General features: G+C 55.1%; 15 protein-coding genes and 1 pseudogene. 8 read left to right on the forward strand and 8 right to left on the reverse strand.

Annotated features, from left to right (window positions below):
• The first annotated feature begins 301 nt into the window (after positions 1-301).
• Together H3V53_RS34450 and H3V53_RS34455 are read left to right on the forward strand one after the other, a co-directional pair.
• Positions 302-736: a hypothetical protein gene (locus H3V53_RS34450; protein ID WP_336601634.1), complete on the forward strand. Its 435-nt coding sequence runs from the start codon at positions 302-304 to the stop codon at positions 734-736.
• Positions 737-748: 12 nt separating this feature from the next.
• On the forward strand, positions 749-1375 hold the full coding sequence (locus tag H3V53_RS34455; protein WP_336601635.1) for an RNA-guided endonuclease InsQ/TnpB family protein: 627 nt from the start codon (positions 749-751) through the stop codon (positions 1373-1375).
• A gap of 33 nt (positions 1376-1408) precedes the next feature.
• On the opposite strand, the gene H3V53_RS34460 is transcribed toward H3V53_RS34455, so the two are convergent.
• Positions 1409-2404 (reverse strand): LysR family transcriptional regulator, encoded by a 996-nt coding sequence (locus H3V53_RS34460; protein ID WP_336601636.1) that lies wholly within the window; start codon positions 2402-2404, stop codon positions 1409-1411.
• 185 nt (positions 2405-2589) lie between these two features.
• Between H3V53_RS34460 and H3V53_RS34465 the strand changes: the two genes are divergently transcribed.
• A complete protein-coding gene (locus tag H3V53_RS34465; RefSeq protein ID WP_336601637.1) occupies positions 2590-3447 on the forward strand; it encodes an alpha/beta hydrolase in 858 nt (285 codons plus the stop codon).
• Positions 3448-4626: 1179 nt separating this feature from the next.
• On the opposite strand, the gene H3V53_RS34470 is transcribed toward H3V53_RS34465, so the two are convergent.
• From H3V53_RS34470 to H3V53_RS34490, 5 genes and pseudogenes are all read right to left on the reverse strand, one after another.
• Positions 4627-4800, reverse strand: coding sequence for a hypothetical protein (locus H3V53_RS34470; RefSeq protein ID WP_336601638.1), 174 nt, complete (start codon positions 4798-4800; stop codon positions 4627-4629).
• A gap of 525 nt (positions 4801-5325) precedes the next feature.
• Positions 5326-6018 (reverse strand): DUF7002 family protein, encoded by a 693-nt coding sequence (locus H3V53_RS34475; protein ID WP_336601639.1) that lies wholly within the window; start codon positions 6016-6018, stop codon positions 5326-5328.
• 53 nt (positions 6019-6071) lie between these two features.
• Positions 6072-6275: pseudogene (locus H3V53_RS34480) on the reverse strand ((Fe-S)-binding protein); the annotation flags it as partial.
• A 3-nt stretch (positions 6276-6278) separates the two neighbouring features.
• Complete coding sequence (locus tag H3V53_RS34485; protein ID WP_336601640.1) at positions 6279-7220, reverse strand: LysR family transcriptional regulator; 942 nt, start codon at positions 7218-7220, stop codon at positions 6279-6281.
• Between the two features lie 480 nt (positions 7221-7700).
• Positions 7701-9026, reverse strand: coding sequence for an H-NS family nucleoid-associated regulatory protein (locus H3V53_RS34490; RefSeq protein ID WP_336601641.1), 1326 nt, complete (start codon positions 9024-9026; stop codon positions 7701-7703).
• A 1521-nt stretch (positions 9027-10547) separates the two neighbouring features.
• Here H3V53_RS34490 and H3V53_RS34495 point away from each other — a divergent pair.
• The gene (locus tag H3V53_RS34495) at positions 10548-10853 is read left to right on the forward strand and encodes a hypothetical protein (protein ID WP_336601661.1); all 306 of its coding nucleotides are present in this window, start codon (positions 10548-10550) and stop codon (positions 10851-10853) included.
• Positions 10854-11031: 178 nt separating this feature from the next.
• Here the strand turns inward: H3V53_RS34495 and H3V53_RS34500 are convergent, their stop codons facing one another.
• Positions 11032-12198: a hypothetical protein gene (locus H3V53_RS34500; protein ID WP_336601642.1), complete on the reverse strand. Its 1167-nt coding sequence runs from the start codon at positions 12196-12198 to the stop codon at positions 11032-11034.
• 205 nt (positions 12199-12403) lie between these two features.
• On the opposite strand from H3V53_RS34500, the gene H3V53_RS34505 reads away from it, so the two are divergent.
• Entirely contained in the window at positions 12404-13525 is a 1122-nt protein-coding gene (locus tag H3V53_RS34505) for a hypothetical protein (protein ID WP_336601643.1), read from the forward strand.
• A gap of 173 nt (positions 13526-13698) precedes the next feature.
• Here the strand turns inward: H3V53_RS34505 and H3V53_RS34510 are convergent, their stop codons facing one another.
• Positions 13699-14361, reverse strand: a complete 663-nt coding sequence (locus tag H3V53_RS34510; RefSeq protein ID WP_336601644.1) for a hypothetical protein — start codon at positions 14359-14361, stop codon at positions 13699-13701.
• A 921-nt stretch (positions 14362-15282) separates the two neighbouring features.
• Here H3V53_RS34510 and H3V53_RS34515 point away from each other — a divergent pair.
• The 3 genes from H3V53_RS34515 to H3V53_RS34525 all read left to right on the forward strand — a co-directional run bounded on the left by H3V53_RS34515 (position 15283) and on the right by H3V53_RS34525 (position 17638).
• A complete protein-coding gene (locus H3V53_RS34515; protein ID WP_336601645.1) occupies positions 15283-16062 on the forward strand; it encodes a hypothetical protein in 780 nt (259 codons plus the stop codon).
• A 94-nt stretch (positions 16063-16156) separates the two neighbouring features.
• Positions 16157-17023: a hypothetical protein gene (locus tag H3V53_RS34520; RefSeq protein ID WP_336601646.1), complete on the forward strand. Its 867-nt coding sequence runs from the start codon at positions 16157-16159 to the stop codon at positions 17021-17023.
• Between the two features lie 6 nt (positions 17024-17029).
• Positions 17030-17638 carry a hypothetical protein gene (locus H3V53_RS34525; RefSeq protein ID WP_336601647.1) on the forward strand — a complete coding sequence of 203 codons (609 nt, stop codon included), beginning with the start codon at positions 17030-17032 and terminating at the stop codon, positions 17636-17638.
• Positions 17639-17716 lie beyond the last annotated feature (78 nt).

The following is a 17716-nucleotide window of genomic DNA, read 5'->3' on the forward strand; positions in this document are numbered from 1 at the left end:
TATAGGCAACGGGCAGCGCGGGCAGCGTGGACCGACGGATTTCGTTTCCAGATGCGCAATTCATCTCCGCCCTGAAGCACGGAGTTTTCTTGCGGTCTGTGGGATAAATGCCATACTGGCGACAAGACTTGTTTCAATTTACCCTAGCGTGGCCTGAAAGCCCGGGCCTTGAGGCCGGGGATGAAAGGTGGGTGTAGACAGCGAAGCAGAATTATCGTGATTTTTCAAGGAGAAATCCAAGCGTGCCTATACGGTGAAACAACCGTATCGGTACATGGCATTCGTTACCCGCGTCCTTCGTATGAGACTCAAAGGCAAGCATTCAAAGCTGTTGCGGCAGCTGGCATGCGACGTGAACTTTGTGTGGAACTATTGCGCTGAACTGTCGATGAAGGTATGGCAACGCGAGGGACGCTTCCTGTCTGGCTACGATTTCCATCCGTTCACCAAAGGCGCGGGCAAGGCCGGACTGCGACTGCACTCTCAGACCATCCAGGCTATCGGCGATGAATACGCGGTGCGTCGCAAACAGTTCGAAAAGATCAGGTTGCGCTGGCGAGTCTCATCGGGCCCCCGCCGCTCGCTCGGCTGGATCCCGTTCAAAGCCAGTGCAATCCGTTATCGAAATGGACAGCTATTTTTCTCCGGCACGCCGCTGTCGCTTTGGGACAGCTACGGCCTGTCGAAATATAAGCTCGGTGCGGGAAATCTCAGCGAAGACGCGCGGGGCAGGTGATACATCAACATATTGATCCGGGTCGAGAAGACACCAAACCCTGCGACCGGTGAGATTGAACGGTCAGTCGGCATCGACCTGGGCCTGAAGGACTTCGCTGCGACGAGCGACGCGAGGGTCTTCGGACTCGAGCGGCACTATCGCAGGCTCGAGGCGAAGCTGGGCAAGGCGCAACGTGCCCGGAAGAAGACGCGCGTCAGGGCGCTTCATGCGAAGATCAAAAATTCCCGGAAAGACCGGTTGCACAAGCTTTCCACGGCGCTCGTAAAGGAGTACGGCGCCATCTTCATCGGCAACGTGAACGCTTCGGCGCTCGCGCGAACACGGATGGCGAAATCCGTGCTCGACGCAGGCTGGAGTCTGTTCCGAACCATGCTGCAGTACAAGGGCGATTGCGCCGGCGTGTGGTTCGAGGAAGTCGATGAGCGGTATTCAACCCAGACCTGCGGTTGCTGTAACAGGCGCACTGGCCCGAAGGGCCGGGAAGGTCTTGGAATAAGGGAATGGGCCTGCCTGGAATGTGGCGCGTATCATCAGCGCGACATCAATGCGGCCGTCAGCATTCTCGCGGCGGGACGTCGCCGTCTTGCAGAAGGAATCCCCGTCCTTTCCGCGCCATGCGCGGCAGCCGCAGGCTGAGGGCGGGGAGGACGTCAATAACAATGCACTTTCTCATGCCATCAGTTCTGCAATGCTTCCGTTTTCATGCCTGGTCGCGACGTCTGTTACGGATGGCACGCAGGGTTGAGCATCTCTATCAGAACCGCTGAGGAGCGGGCAGCTTTCACAAAGAGCAGCCATCCAGTCCACAAAGACTCGGACCTTGGACGAGAGGTGCCGGCTGTGCAGATACACAACTGAAATTGGTAGAGGCGATGGCTTGATTTCCGGAAGGACTTCGACTAGCTGACCGGTGCAGAGATATTGCAGGACCATAAAACGCGGAGACTGAATGAGACCGAATCCTTCAAGACCGCAGCTCACGTAGGCTTCCGCATCATTCACCGAAATCGAGCCCTTCATTTTTACGTCAACCTCTTTTCCGTTTTCGAGGAACGACCAATCGATCACACGCCCGTCCCGGCTCGAAAAATAGTTGACGGCAGTATGCCTTTCCAGGTCCTCCAGGGTTTCCGGCATCCCCATCGATTCGAGGTACTCCGGTGAACCTACCGTCGCACCCTCAATCAAGCCGACTCGTCGCGCCACCATCGACGAATCCTGCAACGCCCCAACCCGTACGGCACAATCCACCCCTTCTTCCAGCAGATCAACACGCCGATCGGATAAACCTATCTGAAGATCGATTTCAGGATATTTCGAACGAAAATCCCGCAACCGTGGGATTACGATCAACCGTCCGATCGAAGCTGGCATGTCGATCCTGAGCTTGCCATGCGGCTGCCTGTGCACCTGCTGAAAGCTCGCCTCAATTTCTTCAATTTCGGCAAGGACCCGCTGACACCGCTCATAGTACGCGGCACCGTCTGGCGAAAGCGAGAGGCGACGCGTAGTGCGCTGGATAAGGCGCGTGCCAAGAAACGCTTCAAGGTTCTGAATGATCGTTGTTACCGACGGACGTGGCATCCCGAGCGACTCTGCTGCACGAGTGAAACTGTTCGTGTCTACGACTCTTGTGAACACCTGCATTGCCAGGATTCGGTCCACTGCAATTCTCCAGGAGACAGGAAACAATTAAACATGCACTTCCATAATGCTTAGCTACTGATGGTATGCCCCAATGGCTATCCATCGGCATCGGATAGATTTTGTGGATTATACTCGCTCACCATGTACATGGCGTTTGTTGGTCAACGCTCACCCACCCACATCATTATCTCGATTCGATTCCAATGGATGAACAAATCAGTGGTCTACCGTCTACGATTCTGACCAGTATAGGCATCGCCCGTAACGCATCTCTGATCGATGTCACAGACGTACGTATCGCCGGGTATGCACAACAGATTACGCTGCGTCTGTACCGTCGGACGATGACCAGTGAACAGTTGCCCGTGATGCTCTATTTTCACGGCGGAGGATTCACGCGTGGATCCATTGACGTCGCGGACTATGCCGCGCGCTACCTGGCGCAACACACGCCGGCGCTCGTCATTTCAGTGGGATACTCGCTCGCGCCACGATTTCCCTTCCCTGCAGCACCGGAAGACGCATGGCGGGCGGCAACGTGGGCACGCCAGCATGCTGCAGAATATGGTGGAAACACAAGACAGCTTGGTGTTGCCGGCCACGACGCTGGCGGATCGCTCGCGACCTGTATGAGTTTCATGGCTCGTGATCGAGGTGGCTTAAGTATCGCCTCCCAGGCGCTTTTCGGCCCGATGCTCGACCCAACCTTAACCCGGCTCGGGGATGAACGACGCCTCGGTTCCGACATCACAGCCAGTGAATGTGCTACTTGCTATCTCGCTTATTTACCAAAAGTTTCGCAACGCGTCCATCCGTATGCTGCACCACTAGAATCAATCCGTCTCGCCGGCCTTCCTCCGACGCTGATCCTCACCGCGCAGAACGATATCCTGCATATAGAAGCAGAAAAGTACGCGGGCAATCTGATAAGCGCCGGCATTCAAACATCTGTTGTCCGATGCCCGAGCGTCTCACATGCAGATCTGGCTGAGCATCCTACGGCGTTGTTGGAAGCAGTAAGATTTTTCCAATGGCACTTCGATGAGCGCCAGAAGAGGTAGCACGCATCGAGATTCGCAAGTACAGACATCACTTCGGCTATCAATGACACCAGGAATATTCGGATACAGGCATCCTTGAGGCCCTCCCCCGTCCTCGGCTGTCGCACTGTGCGGGGCAAGACCCGGCTGCGCGGGCAGTGAAGTATTCGTGCTCGCGAGGTGCAATAGTCAGCTACAAATATGACCGGTACTCGCAGATTCACGTGCACCGGATTGTTGATTTTTACGCACGACAGAATGACAGCAGGCGTTCGACCAGCATGCGCTCGAAGTAAAGTCCCTGCTTCGTCGGATAGAGGCCTGAACAAGCTCAGCTACTCTGCACTTCGAATCGCCCTTTCCAGGGCATATACACGCAAACAGGGAATTCAACAGATTGCTTCAGGTCGAGAGATCATCCCTCGGGGGCTCACCCTCGACGTCCTCACCAATTGACCGAATGCAATCGTCCAAAAACTGTAAAACCACATCATAGTGCTGCATAGAGCCGGGCACGCAATCTTCGGGGTTGAGTTTTCCTCGAGCGCGCCTGATCGCGCGAACACTTCCTTCAATAGCGTTCGCGAGCGCCCGGACCTCATCTATCGGTTCAACTGGTTTTTCCGGCATTCTGTGCATACACACGCAAAAAAGAGCTGCGCGCCGCTAAATAGTGAAATGGCCCAGTCTACGCTATGCGCTGAAAATCTTGCACATTCGTACCGGTAGATGTGCATCTTTTCCCGGCTGGCGTGAGTAGCGATGAAGCGGCCTCCAACTTACCATTGCATCTACACAAGGTTGAGCACATGAAGCGCAAAAGATGGTGTGGTGCAGATCAAGACCGCGCTGCGTCTTCAGCAGCTCAGTTTGATCATTCGAGGAAACGCGAGAGTATTAACTCATCTCGCCGGTTGTAGCAAACCTGACATCGACAACGACTTACACGTTACCCCGTTGGTAACGCCATGTACGTCGTTAGCATGGTTAATGCTTGCTCCCTGTCGGTCCTGGCGTCGCAATGTGCGCCCCTATTCCAGCTTGGATGCAGTCTCGCCGATCGATAGCAGTCGCATGAGATATCCCCCGCAGATACAGGTCCCTCTACTACAAATGGAAGCCAGGTGTGTTCGTATGCGAAAAAAGCTGGACGATGCCAGCATCACTGGCATCGGTTTCGAAGATCATTGGAACGTGCGCTCAATCGTAGTGTGGAGCAGCGACTGCAACCGCGTGCAGATGCGGGATATACTTTGCTTGCGCCGAAGCAATCCATGCAGCCGACACCTCGTCGGCCGTCCTTTCATCTGAGGAAGTGACGACGTCCAGCAAGGCGCCGTGCGGACTTCCCTCACGGATGTTCCAGATTTTCATATTTTCACTCCTGTTCAATTACGCTGATTCATACCATTCGTATACGATGCGGTTACTTTAAACGCTAATTGAATTTGATGCTTTTTAACTGCACAACTGGCCTGCACCACAATACCAGATCGCTCAAGATACGCCCTACGCGTACTGGCGCCAAATAGATTACAATTATAATTTTGACGCCATGACGAACAGCTGAGAGAGAAATGGACTCACGCACTATCGTATTCGCAGTCGGATTGATACTCGTACTGGTAGCAATACGCGCTATCCGTCATTTCGGTAGAAGATGGTTCGCGGGCCGCTCGCTTTGGGCAATCGTAGCATCGTGTGCCGCTCTCGCGATTTGCGTGTCGCTCCTGCTCAGCCGAATGGATGCCGGCGCCTTGGCGCAATGCCTGCAAGGTACGACGCTCACCGCTTGTTCACCGCTGTCGACACGCTGATCCTCATTTGGTGCCGAGCACAGTCGTCGCGCGGTGCGCGGAAAGGTATAGACATCTATGACATGCAATTGACGGGACAGATTTAACTCACGTCATACTGGTGAACGAGGTGGGGTTCAATGTTTTTAACCGAACCTCTCACGACTAGCTCTTTTATCCGATCGCGCTTGCCACGCAGCTGTTGCCACTCACGATACGTGTGCTCGTTTACAGCTGAAAAAGTAGACAGACCGCGACGAACTGGCATTCGAATTGTCGATCCAGCGATAATTGGGCAAAGCTGAACGCGGTCATAGCAAGCGGTGACCAAGCTCAACGTATCAAAAACCATCACCACCCTTGCTTTTCCATCTCTTAGATGAGCCGCCAGGTGTTTGTTCATGCTGCCTTCGTCAGGCCAGAAAAAAACACGATCGTTCAGCATGCGCATCCATTGCGATGCTGTCAGACCGTCGTCAAGAATCCCCGACAGCACGCTTTCGCTTAGCGGACCGTTATCGGTTAGCGTGGCTTCACCGTGTACGGGATGCTCAATGATTGCGTTCTTAGGGCGCCGGCGAGTCTCCAGTTCCAACTTGAGCTCTGCTGGGAGCTCGAAAAGCGCCAACAGATCGCTCGTGGGAAGCAGCCCATGTTTGCTGATACTCGCAAGTGCGGATGGTCTTGTAATGTGATAGAGACGAGGATGAATGGCAGCCAGCTCTTCTGGTAACAAAATGCGCCTCACATATGCGAAAATTTGAATGCAACGATCGACCGGGCAGATTTCAATCATAATCCAAATCAGTAGGTAAAGCAGACCGCGAACGTGTCTCTTCCCTGTCCTTGTACGACGGGCGCAATAATGTCGTCCGGCGGCTCTTTGTCGTCGGTCTGCAGGGTGCATCCACCCAGATCGGCTTCGATCGACTGGACGCCCATCTGTTCGAGCACTTCGTTCAGGCGCATTTCCTCGGACACTATCGACTTCGTCTTGATGATCTGGCAGACCGCCATCTGAACGCCCCGCTCAGCTGTCAAACGCATCGCCTCCGCTTACGCTTGAATCTTCGCAAGTTCTTCCAGTGCCTCACGATCTGCGGCTAGCATTGCAGGCAGCTCCTCGCGCAAAAAATCAAGCCATGTGCGTATCTTTGCATCAAGGTATCTTTGCGGCGAATGCAGTGCATATACATGCATTTCTTGCGCGACATATTCGCGCAAGATCCACTCAAACTCGCGATTTCGTAGGCCTGAGATTGCTGAGTAGACGGGCAGCAACGATATGCCCATCCCCTCACGCACAGCGATGGCCATGGCTTCGGCGATATTTACCTGGAAATTTGTTTTTAGACGGACTGTTTCCTGCCCTTTTGGCCCATTAAGCGTCCAATGCGTGGACGACGTAACTGGATTGATTATCTGCATGCACGCATGAACCTCAAGGTCTGGCGGTGCCAACGGGATGCCGTTGCGTTCCAGGTATTTCGAGGAGGCACAAACGATGCTGAATACGCTACCGAGCCACTGCCATACGAGGTCTGAATCGGGGGCCTTTTCAGCCATTGCAAGGACGATATCATAACCGTCTTCAATAAGATCGGGTATACGCTGCGACAACGTAAGTTCCAGTTGAACATCGGGATAAAGCTTGCGATAACGGGCTGCAGCTGGCACTACGTAGTGCTGCCCAAAACTGGTCCAGACATATACACGCAGGCGCCCTGACGGACGTGCATGCGCGTTGCGCGCCTCAGCTTCAGCCTGCTCGATGTAGGAGAATATTTGCACACATCGCTGCAGGTACCTGTCGCCGGCCTCGGTTAGTGCGATGCGCCGGGTCGTTCGATTCAGTAACCGAGTGTTCAGTTGTGCCTCCAGATCAGTAATCGCCCTGGACACATTTGTTATGGTCAGATTGAGCTGCTGTGCAGCTGCCGTAAGACTTCCGGCGTCGGCGACTCTCGCGAAGATCCGCATCCTTTGCAGCGTGTCCAAACTTGTGCATCCTCGATATCAATTCTCCGAAATTCTGCACGAGAGCGCGAAGTTTTGCTGATGCATGACAAATGACTGCAGTGAATAAGCAAACTCACCGCATCGAAACTATGCTGAAGCGATTGTGGACCACTACAAGCGTGGTCACGCCTGCCAGTGGTTTCTATGATATCGCCGAAGCACACTCAACCTGGGCCGTTCGGTTGTTGTAGCGGGCGGACTGGTTCGAATGATCAGGGAGCACCAGGAACATGAGGCGAGGCTTGCTATCAGTGTGAGCGCATTCTCATCGCGATATCTGTGCGCGATGAGCAGTCTTTTGGTAGAACGTCGTCGCCTTCGAGAAGGAGTCTCTGCCGTTACCGCGCAACGCGCGGTAATCGGAACTCCATGGTGGAGACAACATCTCGAAAGCCCTCGGCAGTGACTCTGGGACGAGAGGCCCACTGCGTCGAACCTTCGGACGCCAATTGCTAACGATTACTGGGCAGCGGGCAGAGCGGCAACCTCATTCGCCCCATCGGCAACCTCACGCTCTACCGCAGCCTGGTCGGATACGTTCAATTCCGGTTGCGGCGCTGCGTCGGTTACGGCCGACGTTGCTTCTTTGCTCGGAGCCTTCCCCCGCGTACTTTTCCGAGGTACCGGGTTCGCCGTCGCAGTCGCCGATTCTGCGGCTTTTTTGGCTACTGCCTTCTTCGCCGGGATCCTTCCCGCAGTGGCTTTTCTTGCTACGGTCTTATTGGCAGCAGTCGCGGGCGTCGAAGCCTGCGTTGCTACAGCCTCCTTTACTGCCTCCCCGGACGCAGTGGGCTTCTTCGCTGCGACCTTGCTGTTTGCCGCTTTCGCCGTCGGCTTCTTCTTCGAGACTACCTTTTTGACCGCTGCCTTAGTCGTAGAAGTCTTCTTCCCAGCGGCCTTTGTGCCAGTCGTCTTAGTCCCGGAGACCTTGCCTGCCGCAGCCTTCTTGACCGCTACCTCGGCTTTCACAGGTTTCTTTACTACAGGCTTCTTCGCGGCTGCCTTCCTGGCTGTTGCATCAGATGCCGGGCCAGCTTCCAGCGCCAACTTCCCGGCTGTCGTACTTACAGTCGCTTTTTTCGGAGCGAGTCCCTTCGCCGCCGCCTTCTTTGCTACTGTCGTTTTCGCGGAATTTTCTTGGGGAGCAGTTAAAGATGCAGCATTCTTCGCATCGACTTTCTTCGCCGTTACGCGCGTCTTCACGGAAGTCTTCTTTCCTGCTGGCTTTTTCGCGGCGGCCGTCATCTGCTTTGTAGGCTGAGCTTCGCGGGTATCCTGAGCCGACTCCGTGATCAGAAACTTGTTCCTGTCTTTGACGGTGGCGAGCCAGGCGGGTGCGGGGCCACGACCGCTCCAGGTTGCCCCACTTTTCGGGTCACGGTACTTTGCCGGTTGCGGACCACGAACATAAGCCCCCTCTCTTGCGCGCACCGCATTCGAGCTAACAGGCATTTCCGGTTCTGTATCAGCAAGATATATGCTTCGATCCTTCGCGTCGGCAATCCATGCTGGCGCTCGGCCGTGCCCTGTCCAGCTTGCGCCAGTCTTCGGATCACGATACTTCAAATTATCGGATGACTGCGACGTGATACTGGAAGTGACTCCCGTCTTGCGACCGCGCCCGATTTGCCCTACATACGCGGCGATGTCTGCCGACGTCAGGCCATGCTGGTCCATGATGCCGCGAATTTTTTCGAGAACTTTCGACGACTCTTTTCGTGCAACGGCGTCTGCCTGTGCCTGCAGTTTTGCGATTTGCGACCGAATACCTTCCAGTGTTGCCATCACTCTCCCCTTAATTGGTAGCAATACGCCGCACTATGCCACATTGCCTAACGGCAACGCCAGTGGCTCAGTGGCTCGAGCTATGGCTCGCATCGGGGATGGCACATTTTCCTTGCTCCTTCTTGGCGGGCACCATCATGCCTGCCTTCGATTGCGCTGCGCTGCTTGGACCTACCTCCGCAGACCGTCCGTTGCGTTGGATTTCCGGATATCCCGGTTGTCGTCGGCAAGAGACGCCAGCAAGCCCGTCGTTTCGGAAGCCTTCATCGCTCGCCGTGAGCACAAGTTGACTGAACGTCTGCCATGCCGGTACAGTTATTCTTGTCCCGGTGCGATGTGACTGCCACGCCGTCGCGGTACCTGTAAGGAACAGCTGAAGCTTAAGCGCGCTTGATCAGATTTGTACGGGCTCGACGGGTACCGCTGCAACCCCGGCTGTCGTCGCAGTTTCCTTTGCGATAGTTCCGACCGCTGTCGGTCTCGAAGACAACCTCGATGTCCACGATCCACCGCGCGGGTACAAGATGTTACAAGTCTCGCGGCATGCGTTATGAGTGGTTCAGCCTGGTCAAGCTAAGAAACATGCGCATTATTGACCGTTTTGCCAGATGGTTCTCGCCGCGAGCTGAGGAAGGAGGTTAGGAGTTGGCGCCGCTGGTTGGCGACTGAGGAATCGGAGATGAGTCTGTGCCCGCGACGAAACGGATCAAACGCCGGTCCACACTCTTTATGAGGGATACCGGCGCGCGCAGAAGTTGTGTATCGTGAAGCGATAATATTTTTTCGAAAGAGCTTGCCGTTGACAGGTCCAGTTTCGATATACCGGTAACCAAGGCACTTGAGCACGCGGCTTCAATCCCCTGCTCGACTTCCCGGTAAAGCTCGACTGGCCACTGTCCGTAGCCATCCTGCTGTAGAAACCATGTACTGTACGTGACCAGCAGCAATTGCGTTAAATGGAACCGATTCCCCGTTCCGTTCCGACAAACCGAATACGACAAGTGATAAGTCAAGGATTTCGCGCGGACCGCTGTCCTGTCGAGAGGTAGCAACATCACCTTGGTTAGATGCTGTTGCGGCTTTCGCGCCGCACCACGCCGGCCGTGTTTCGTGTTCATGGAAGTTCAGCGTAGCGCTTCAAGCAGAAGTCGCCATTATAGGGAGATTTTTTTCACATGCTCGCACGTTGCCCATCGGGTCCAGCAGCATTAGCTTAGCCACTCGCCACCGTCATCGAAATCTGCAAAGCAATCGCGTCTGAATTTTATGTGCAGATACACTAAAACAACTCGGCTCCGACGCCTGTCATCGGTATTATGCTGAAGCAGGTAACGCATGCTGTACGTTTCTCCGTTACCTGATCAAGTCGATGCATTCTCACTCGGTCGATCCAGATGAGTGATCCGGCACAGGCTCCGCGCAGCCTTTTCCTAGCTCGCCCAATAACGCCGCTCGTACCGACACCTATACCATCGTGCAATATCAGTGGCCGTAGCACTGATAGAGGTGGCGGACGAATCTGTGCTGAACTCGTTGCATCCCGACCTTGCGGGCGTTGTCGACTGGAGCTGCAAGCACAGCGTTTCCGGCATGTACGTGTATTGCCGCCGTCGCGGCGATGTGTACGTAGGGCGGAATTTCAATCATCTGGAGCCGCGATTCGAAGATGCCGCGACGGGTGTAGCAGCAGGTACGCTGGCGTTGACGCTCGAGCGAAACATTACACTTCTGCAAGGTGATGCCTTCGGCCAGCCATGTACGCTCTTCACCCGATACACGGGCGGCGCGGTGCAGATTGGCGGACGAGCTGTCCGCAGGCCTGTCTGAGTTATCGCCAACTATCAAAGCAAAAGCTTCACCTTCGACTTCGAAAGCAACCGCTTGCGTCTCATCGTAGATGAACATTCTCAATGCACACTATTTGCAAAAACGCCGTGCAGAACACGGCGTTTGCTCTTGCGTCTTACTCACACCGATGTCGCGGTCGAATCATCGACCGTGGGTATCAGAACGGAATCGCGTCGTCGTCTTCCCCAACCGCGCTGTATGGATACCGAACACCAATCGCTTCATAGAACCCAGCCATCGACATCGGAGCAGTCCGCGAAATCCTCATCGCCTGCGGTGAGAGCTTCGTCACCAAGCGGGGGGATAGACCCGCAGTCGCCGCTACAGTTGGGGGCCAGACATGTGCCTTCGTTATAAATTCACGCCCGAATGTGACAGGACTCCAGGCATATTCAACCACCAGTAGCTCTCCGTCACGCTCGTAGATTACAGGCAAGCGCGCGCGAAACCTGCTCAGAATCTCCTCGTGCTCGAGCAAAGCTATCGACAGCACTCCGCCGCCAAACGATAGGTGCCACGCGGAAGTGTCGTCATTGGACTCGTGGACGGCCAACGTGGTTCGGTCGACCTTCATCAACGATTCGATATCCACATCGACTGGAAGGCTGATAAAAAAAGCAAGTCGTTCCTGCGTTGCCGCCTTGAGACTCGTAACAAAGTCATCCCGCTCCAGCGCATGAGCAGTGATGCTCCGCCGGCTTTCGGACGTCTCGTTCGTGTTCCCTCCGCGTGGAAGCTGCGAATGAGGCACGATTTCGTCGCTTTCGTGCGGGTTAAAGAATTCTGACGTTGCCCATCTTCCACGCAACTCCGCGATAGGTCCCGGGAGTTGGGAATGCCATGACCACTCCGGTTCGGTCAAGATTCTCGACGCCCATCCAGGGAAGAATTCCTTGCACTCAGGTGAAAGAGCCGGGAGCGGGCTGAGCAACCCGCGACGATGCAACAGAATCTCGTTCGCCAGCAATGCAGCGCCCTTCAGCATGCGGCAATACTTGGAAAGGCCGACGCGAAATTCTTCCAGCGTTTTGTCATCGCTCAGCGTTTCGAACAACTCCGGATAATCTTCGAATACCCATTTTTCAATGGTCGACTCGTCAAGATTCTGGTAGAAGTCGGGGACCGTGCCGAACGTACGAATCAGATTGGCTGCATAAAAAACAGCCCACTGTGCCGGATTGTCAGCCCATTGCTGACGATAGTCGTACGGCATGGGCGGCTCGTAGTCGTAATCCAGGTCGTCGCCGTATTCGACGTCAGCGGTGTTATCGGCGTCGCGCGGGTCGAAGTCTTCGGCGGCAGAGAGGTTCAAGTCAGTCGACATTGCAGGTCCCGTAAGTCAATGAGAAAACCAGTATTGCGACGGGTTTTATCCGTCGCTACCGGCGATTTTTTGCGCGGAACGAAGGATAGAAAACAACGGTGATCGAGTCCGCCCAGACTGTTGACACGGCCGCTCCCGTGACGAAGCAAAGCCCGCCGGATAAAACCGTACGCAATATTGGTTTTCATCCATTGCGGCTGACCCAATGAGCACTCGAAAGACGAAACAACAAGCGTCCGGCACTCTCGCACATCAGGACGACGTCAACACCCTCCTCCTTCCGAACTATTGCTGGCACGACGAGGATGATTCGCTCATGCAAGCGGCGATTGGCGTGGCCAGAAAATTGATAGACCAGTACGAGTCCGGACCTCACTTCTACGCCAACCTTGATGCAGCCGTCCTCTCGACCTGGCTTGAGGAAGACACGCCAGAACTGATGGCCGGTTTACGCGAGGAAGGGACGTTCGATAGATTCCAGAAACAGCTGAGCTTGTACTGTGAGCGCCTGTCAGTAGCCGGCGCCCTCGCGGACAGTTTCCTCCACGAGACATTAAATTACGCGCAGGACGGTTACTGGGACTTCGACGTAGAGCGCTTCTTCCCGGGCCTTCTTCGTCGGATACAACTTGGAAGAGTCAGGAAACTGGAGCAGCTCCCGACGATAATCGCTACGCTCGTCGACCGTTTCGAGTGCAATCGCACCGCCCATTATCGAGATAACGTCAATATCTGCTTCCACGCTCAACTGTACGCTGAAGGATGGGACTGGTGTGATCTCGCTCAAGTAAAGGCTGCGAATGACACGACTGCGTTTTTGCTTCGAAAGGAACAGTATCCACGGTTCTTGAGCTCTCACACCAATGAACGACAGGTGTTCGTATTGAATGCCCCACAAAGAACAAGTACGCATGACCTAAGCAGTAAGACCGCTCACTGGCAAGTTGATGTCGAGATTGCCGAGCCGGGTAAGGCTATTGCAGGAATCAGGCTCGCTGCACACGTTCCCGCTATACCGTTCTTTGAAAATCTATCGACTCTCAAACTATTCCGACAGTACATCCCGGTTGTGTATCTGTTTGATGATGCACCTCCGTTATTGGTCGAGTATCCGTTCAGCTGGATGGCGGATGGCGCCTGGTTCACGCGCGATGCCCTCAGAATAGAGGACTCAAATTCAGCCGAAGACATGTCCTGGACAGAAGATGGACACGTAGACGCACTCATTAGAGAAATCTGTCCGATGCCTCTCGGTGCCGGCCCTCTAAAACGCGCTCCGGTATACAGCGGGCCGTTCAACGACAGTTGGCCCGAATTTCCAGAGTGACCGGCTGGATTGTTCCCATACACTTCTGATGCACTGAAAAGCAACGGTCACCTTACGGTGACCGTTGTGGGTAGAGATTAGCTCGTATTCCTCGACGCCTTTCGCTCGTGCTATCAACGCACAACGCGCGATCCAATGAAAGTCAATGCGTAGGGCTACCTACCCTCCTCAACTCACTGCACAGTTGCTGTCCCGGGTACTAGCCCGTTGCTAACAACTGCTTCAGCTGTTGGTCCAAAAATGGTAATGCCTCCGCGCTCAGCAAGTGTCGCCTTGACTCGTTCGGTCATGAGAATGCAGACGCGGTGGTGGTTGACTTTGACATTGGGACGCATGCTTTCGAAGGTAACAGCCGGGTCGCCGTACGAAATGAGCGCCGTCGCCGCCTCGATGAACATCCGGTCTTTCCGGCCGATTTCGCTCCTGAATCGCTCCAGGATGGCGGTCGTGTCTTGCGTCTCATAAGGCACAAAACACACTTGTTCGGGTGACCTGAGTTCGAATCCCGCCTGTTTGGTTTTCCGGAACGCGTCGAGAGCCCGCCAGACCTCCTGGTCCGTGGGGTCGGCCAGCCAGACGAACTGGGTATCGTTCAGCTGGATTCTGATGACAAACATAACACCGCCCGTCGGCAATGGGATGACACCCTGCCGAAGAATCGCACGTCCACTCACGTGGTCCATCAGTGCTTCATCAACCGGCGCGACGAACACGGGTGCAGACACACGTAGCTCAGCGGCCTCTTTGAAGGACTGCGCGCGATTGCCTGCCCGGTCCAGGACACCAATGCGAACAGCGGTATGAGCAATAGGTTCGGAATTGAGATTTGCGTTCATTTTGTTGCGTATAAATTGAGTAATGGCCTATTCGGCGTTGTTCCTCGAAAGTATATGCACTTCGCGCAGAAGTAACAACATAGTATTTAACCCATCCATCTCAATTATTTCGTCCAGACGGAATAATCAATTTTTCGATCATGTTGATTTGAAAACATTTTTTATGGCCAGACTTATCAATACATTCGCACAACTCTCACGCTTAAATCACACGCCATTGGCATTTTCAAATATCAGCGCTATTGCGGCATGCACGATAAAAAATTCGTTATCAACCTCCTCGCACCAAGGGCAGTTCAGCTACGCGCTCGCCCTCTTCCACTGACGGTCCTTCGCATCCACGTACTGGTAAAGCCCGCGCGTGCGTGTTCCTGCGATAAACGAGTGTCGTCGACTCCGATAAAGAATGAAACCGCGCCACATGCTGTGCTTTCAACACGCGGATACAGGGGATGAATCGCGAACAAGTAATACAAACGCGAGCGTCGGACATCGCCGAGTCAACCAGCGCTGCTGACACAGATGCTGCAGAGCACACCGCTCAACCACAGTCCGTAAAGGGAATGCCGTTCAAATGCGCAGCGCTGTGCGCTAGAGCTGATGATGGTATACGAGAGCCGCCCTCCGTTCTACGAACGCCTAGGCGCGTGGCTCATCGCACAGAATTTCCGTGAAGCGCCACCTTGCAGATCGTTGTTTCGCGAAAATGCTCACCAGGTCCTTCGGGTGCAACGCCATCTCGCGCGCAAAAGGAACTTGATGAGTTTATGAGGCGACATCCGGGGGCTGTCGTCTGATTCGGACATTCGTCCGATGCACCCCATGCCAGATACCGTGGTGCGCTCCACTGGGCATCAAAAGAGAACCGTTTCAGTGACGAGCACCTTTCGGTGCCAACCGTTCACATAGCTCTTCAACAATATGGCGGACGAACTGGCGACCGTCGTCGTCCAGTTTCGCCAGCATTCGTGCGATGTCGGGAGCAGCATCGGCGACGTTGCTGCTTGCGCCCCGGATCAGATCTTCGAGGGGATCGGATTACCGCTTGCAGTTGCAGCTCTCGCAACGCTCGGGGGATGTGGCGGAATCAACAACTATCTCGCGGACAAGTCAAAAACCGTCGAGATGTACCACATCTTCGATATAAAAACGGCGGCGGATATTGATACGGTCGTGAAGGGCGCGACCGACGGACTGGGACAGAACTCCAATCGGGTTCAGCAATCTCGTCCTCTCATGATGTCGATGGATATCCCGATAAAACCGGGGCGCTTCCAGCTCGTCGACGTCGGGAGTGCGTTCAACGGTACCGGCATGGGCATGATGATGCAGATGGCATCACAGCAGTCCGGCGGCGCCACCTTGCGCACCGCAAAGTGTGATGGCGGGGTGTGGACCTCCCACGCCACACGGACCATAACGGGGTACAGCGACCTCAATCTCTACAACTGCCTCTACGCCTACAAAGGTGGTTACCAGCTCGACATTTACGCAGTGTTCCGGAAGACATCTGGCGGTGTCTTTGGTTTCACGAAGGATATCGCCGATGCGATGGTCGGCTCGCCAGACGTCTGGGTGAACAAAACCATCGTAGACACCGTGAGATCCATTCAATCCGCGACACACGGTCAGGTTACGCATCTGGAAGGGCAGCCAAAGATTGGGGACCTTCCTTGGGCTGACCGGTTTTCGTCTCGTTAGCCGAGGGGGCAGCCGAAGCCCCGTTTGCATCTAGACAGCCGGCCGTGAGACCGCGCCGGCAGATTTCTAACGTCCTTACATCAAGAAATACGGCATGAAAACCATAACCAGAGTGTATCTCACGTTGCTGTGCGGTGCCGTCGCCGCATGCGGCGGCGGAAACGACTCATCGCAAAACTCGAAGCCTGTCGCATTGACCGGCTGGTATAACTGCGGCACAAGCTATGCCGACAGCGCCGGCAATCCGACGATTGCTCTGTTCACTGTTAGCGGCAAAATGTTCGGCACATGTGGCGGCTACAGCACTTTCACGGCACAGTACTCCGCCCTGCTTCCAGACATTTCGCTCGATCCCAATTACATCACCGCAACGCTTACCAATTTCTGGTTCTACGATACGGTTACCAACCAACGCGCGGTCAATGTTGCAGGTAAATCTATCCCTGCTGATGCCTATACAGGCACCGGAAGCGCCAGCGCGTCGCTCGTTGACATCAATTTCACTGAGACAGGACCAGCATCAAAAGCCGGCTCAATCGATCGGTTTGTGATCCCGACAAAGCTCACCTTTGGCCAACTCGGCTCTTCGGCTCCTCCTGTACGCCCTGCTTCAATTGCCGGGTTTGCCGGTCATCTCGGGCAGGTGCTCAACATACCGGTTAGCGTCTCCGGCAACCTCACGACCTACGCGTGGACTCCACAAGTCGATTTCACTATCGATAGCCAGGGCAACATCAGCGCGAGTATCGCCTCAGGAACGCTGACGGCTGCGACGAAGAGCTATGACCCGTCGACGGGCGTCGCGGAGTTCACCGGCACCTTCACGGGCGCGTCGGGCGCGGTCGCTGTGTCCGGCGCTTTCGCCTACTTCCCAACCCCCACGCTCGCCGGCTATCCGATCGCAATGTACATCGCCGGTCCGACCTTCGAGTACACGTACAGGCTCAACGTCCGGAGTTAAGAGGCCATGCTGACAAGATTTCTCCTGCCCTGTTGCGTAGCTTTGAGCCTGGCGTTGGTCGCCTATAAGGCGAACGCTGCTACCGCCATCTCAGCATCAAAGACTGCCCAAGGCTATGTGTATTTCTGGTGCGCGGACCAAAAGGACCTTCACCAGGCTAATACCTGTTCGGTACAACGCTGCAAGGATGGCGCCTCGCGCGTGGGCGCGGATCCGCAGCAATGCCGTGTTCTTGATGGCGACGCGAGGCACGGTTGGTGGGCCATCTACGAGCGCGAAGACGGGAATCTCAGCTGGGCGTTTTCTCCTGACCGTCAGAAAGCAATCGACGCTGCTTACGACAATTGCATGAAGGCCGGCCGGTGTGGCGATGAAGCAGCGCATGTCTTCAGCGACGGACACCTCGCACTGCCTCCGGCGAGCGCGCACGAGCAGAGATGGCGCACGGTTTGCGAAAACAGCGCCTGTACGTGCACCTACTTAGATGGTCACCGAACACGGTTCGCTGCGTGCGTGAACCCTGCAACGGGCAGCGCGTTCGACAACGTCGACGGGTCGTGCTCTGGCTTCGACATGTCGGGCATGGCGTTTGGACAACACCGTATGGGCGAATAAGCCGAATCGAGCCATGATTGAACAGGGACTGAAAACTACTGGGCAACAGATTTTGCGATTCGCAGCGCTCACTGGTGT

The sequence above is a fragment of the Paraburkholderia bengalensis genome, assembly GCF_037126505.1.
Lineage (GTDB): Bacteria > Pseudomonadota > Gammaproteobacteria > Burkholderiales > Burkholderiaceae > Paraburkholderia > Paraburkholderia bengalensis.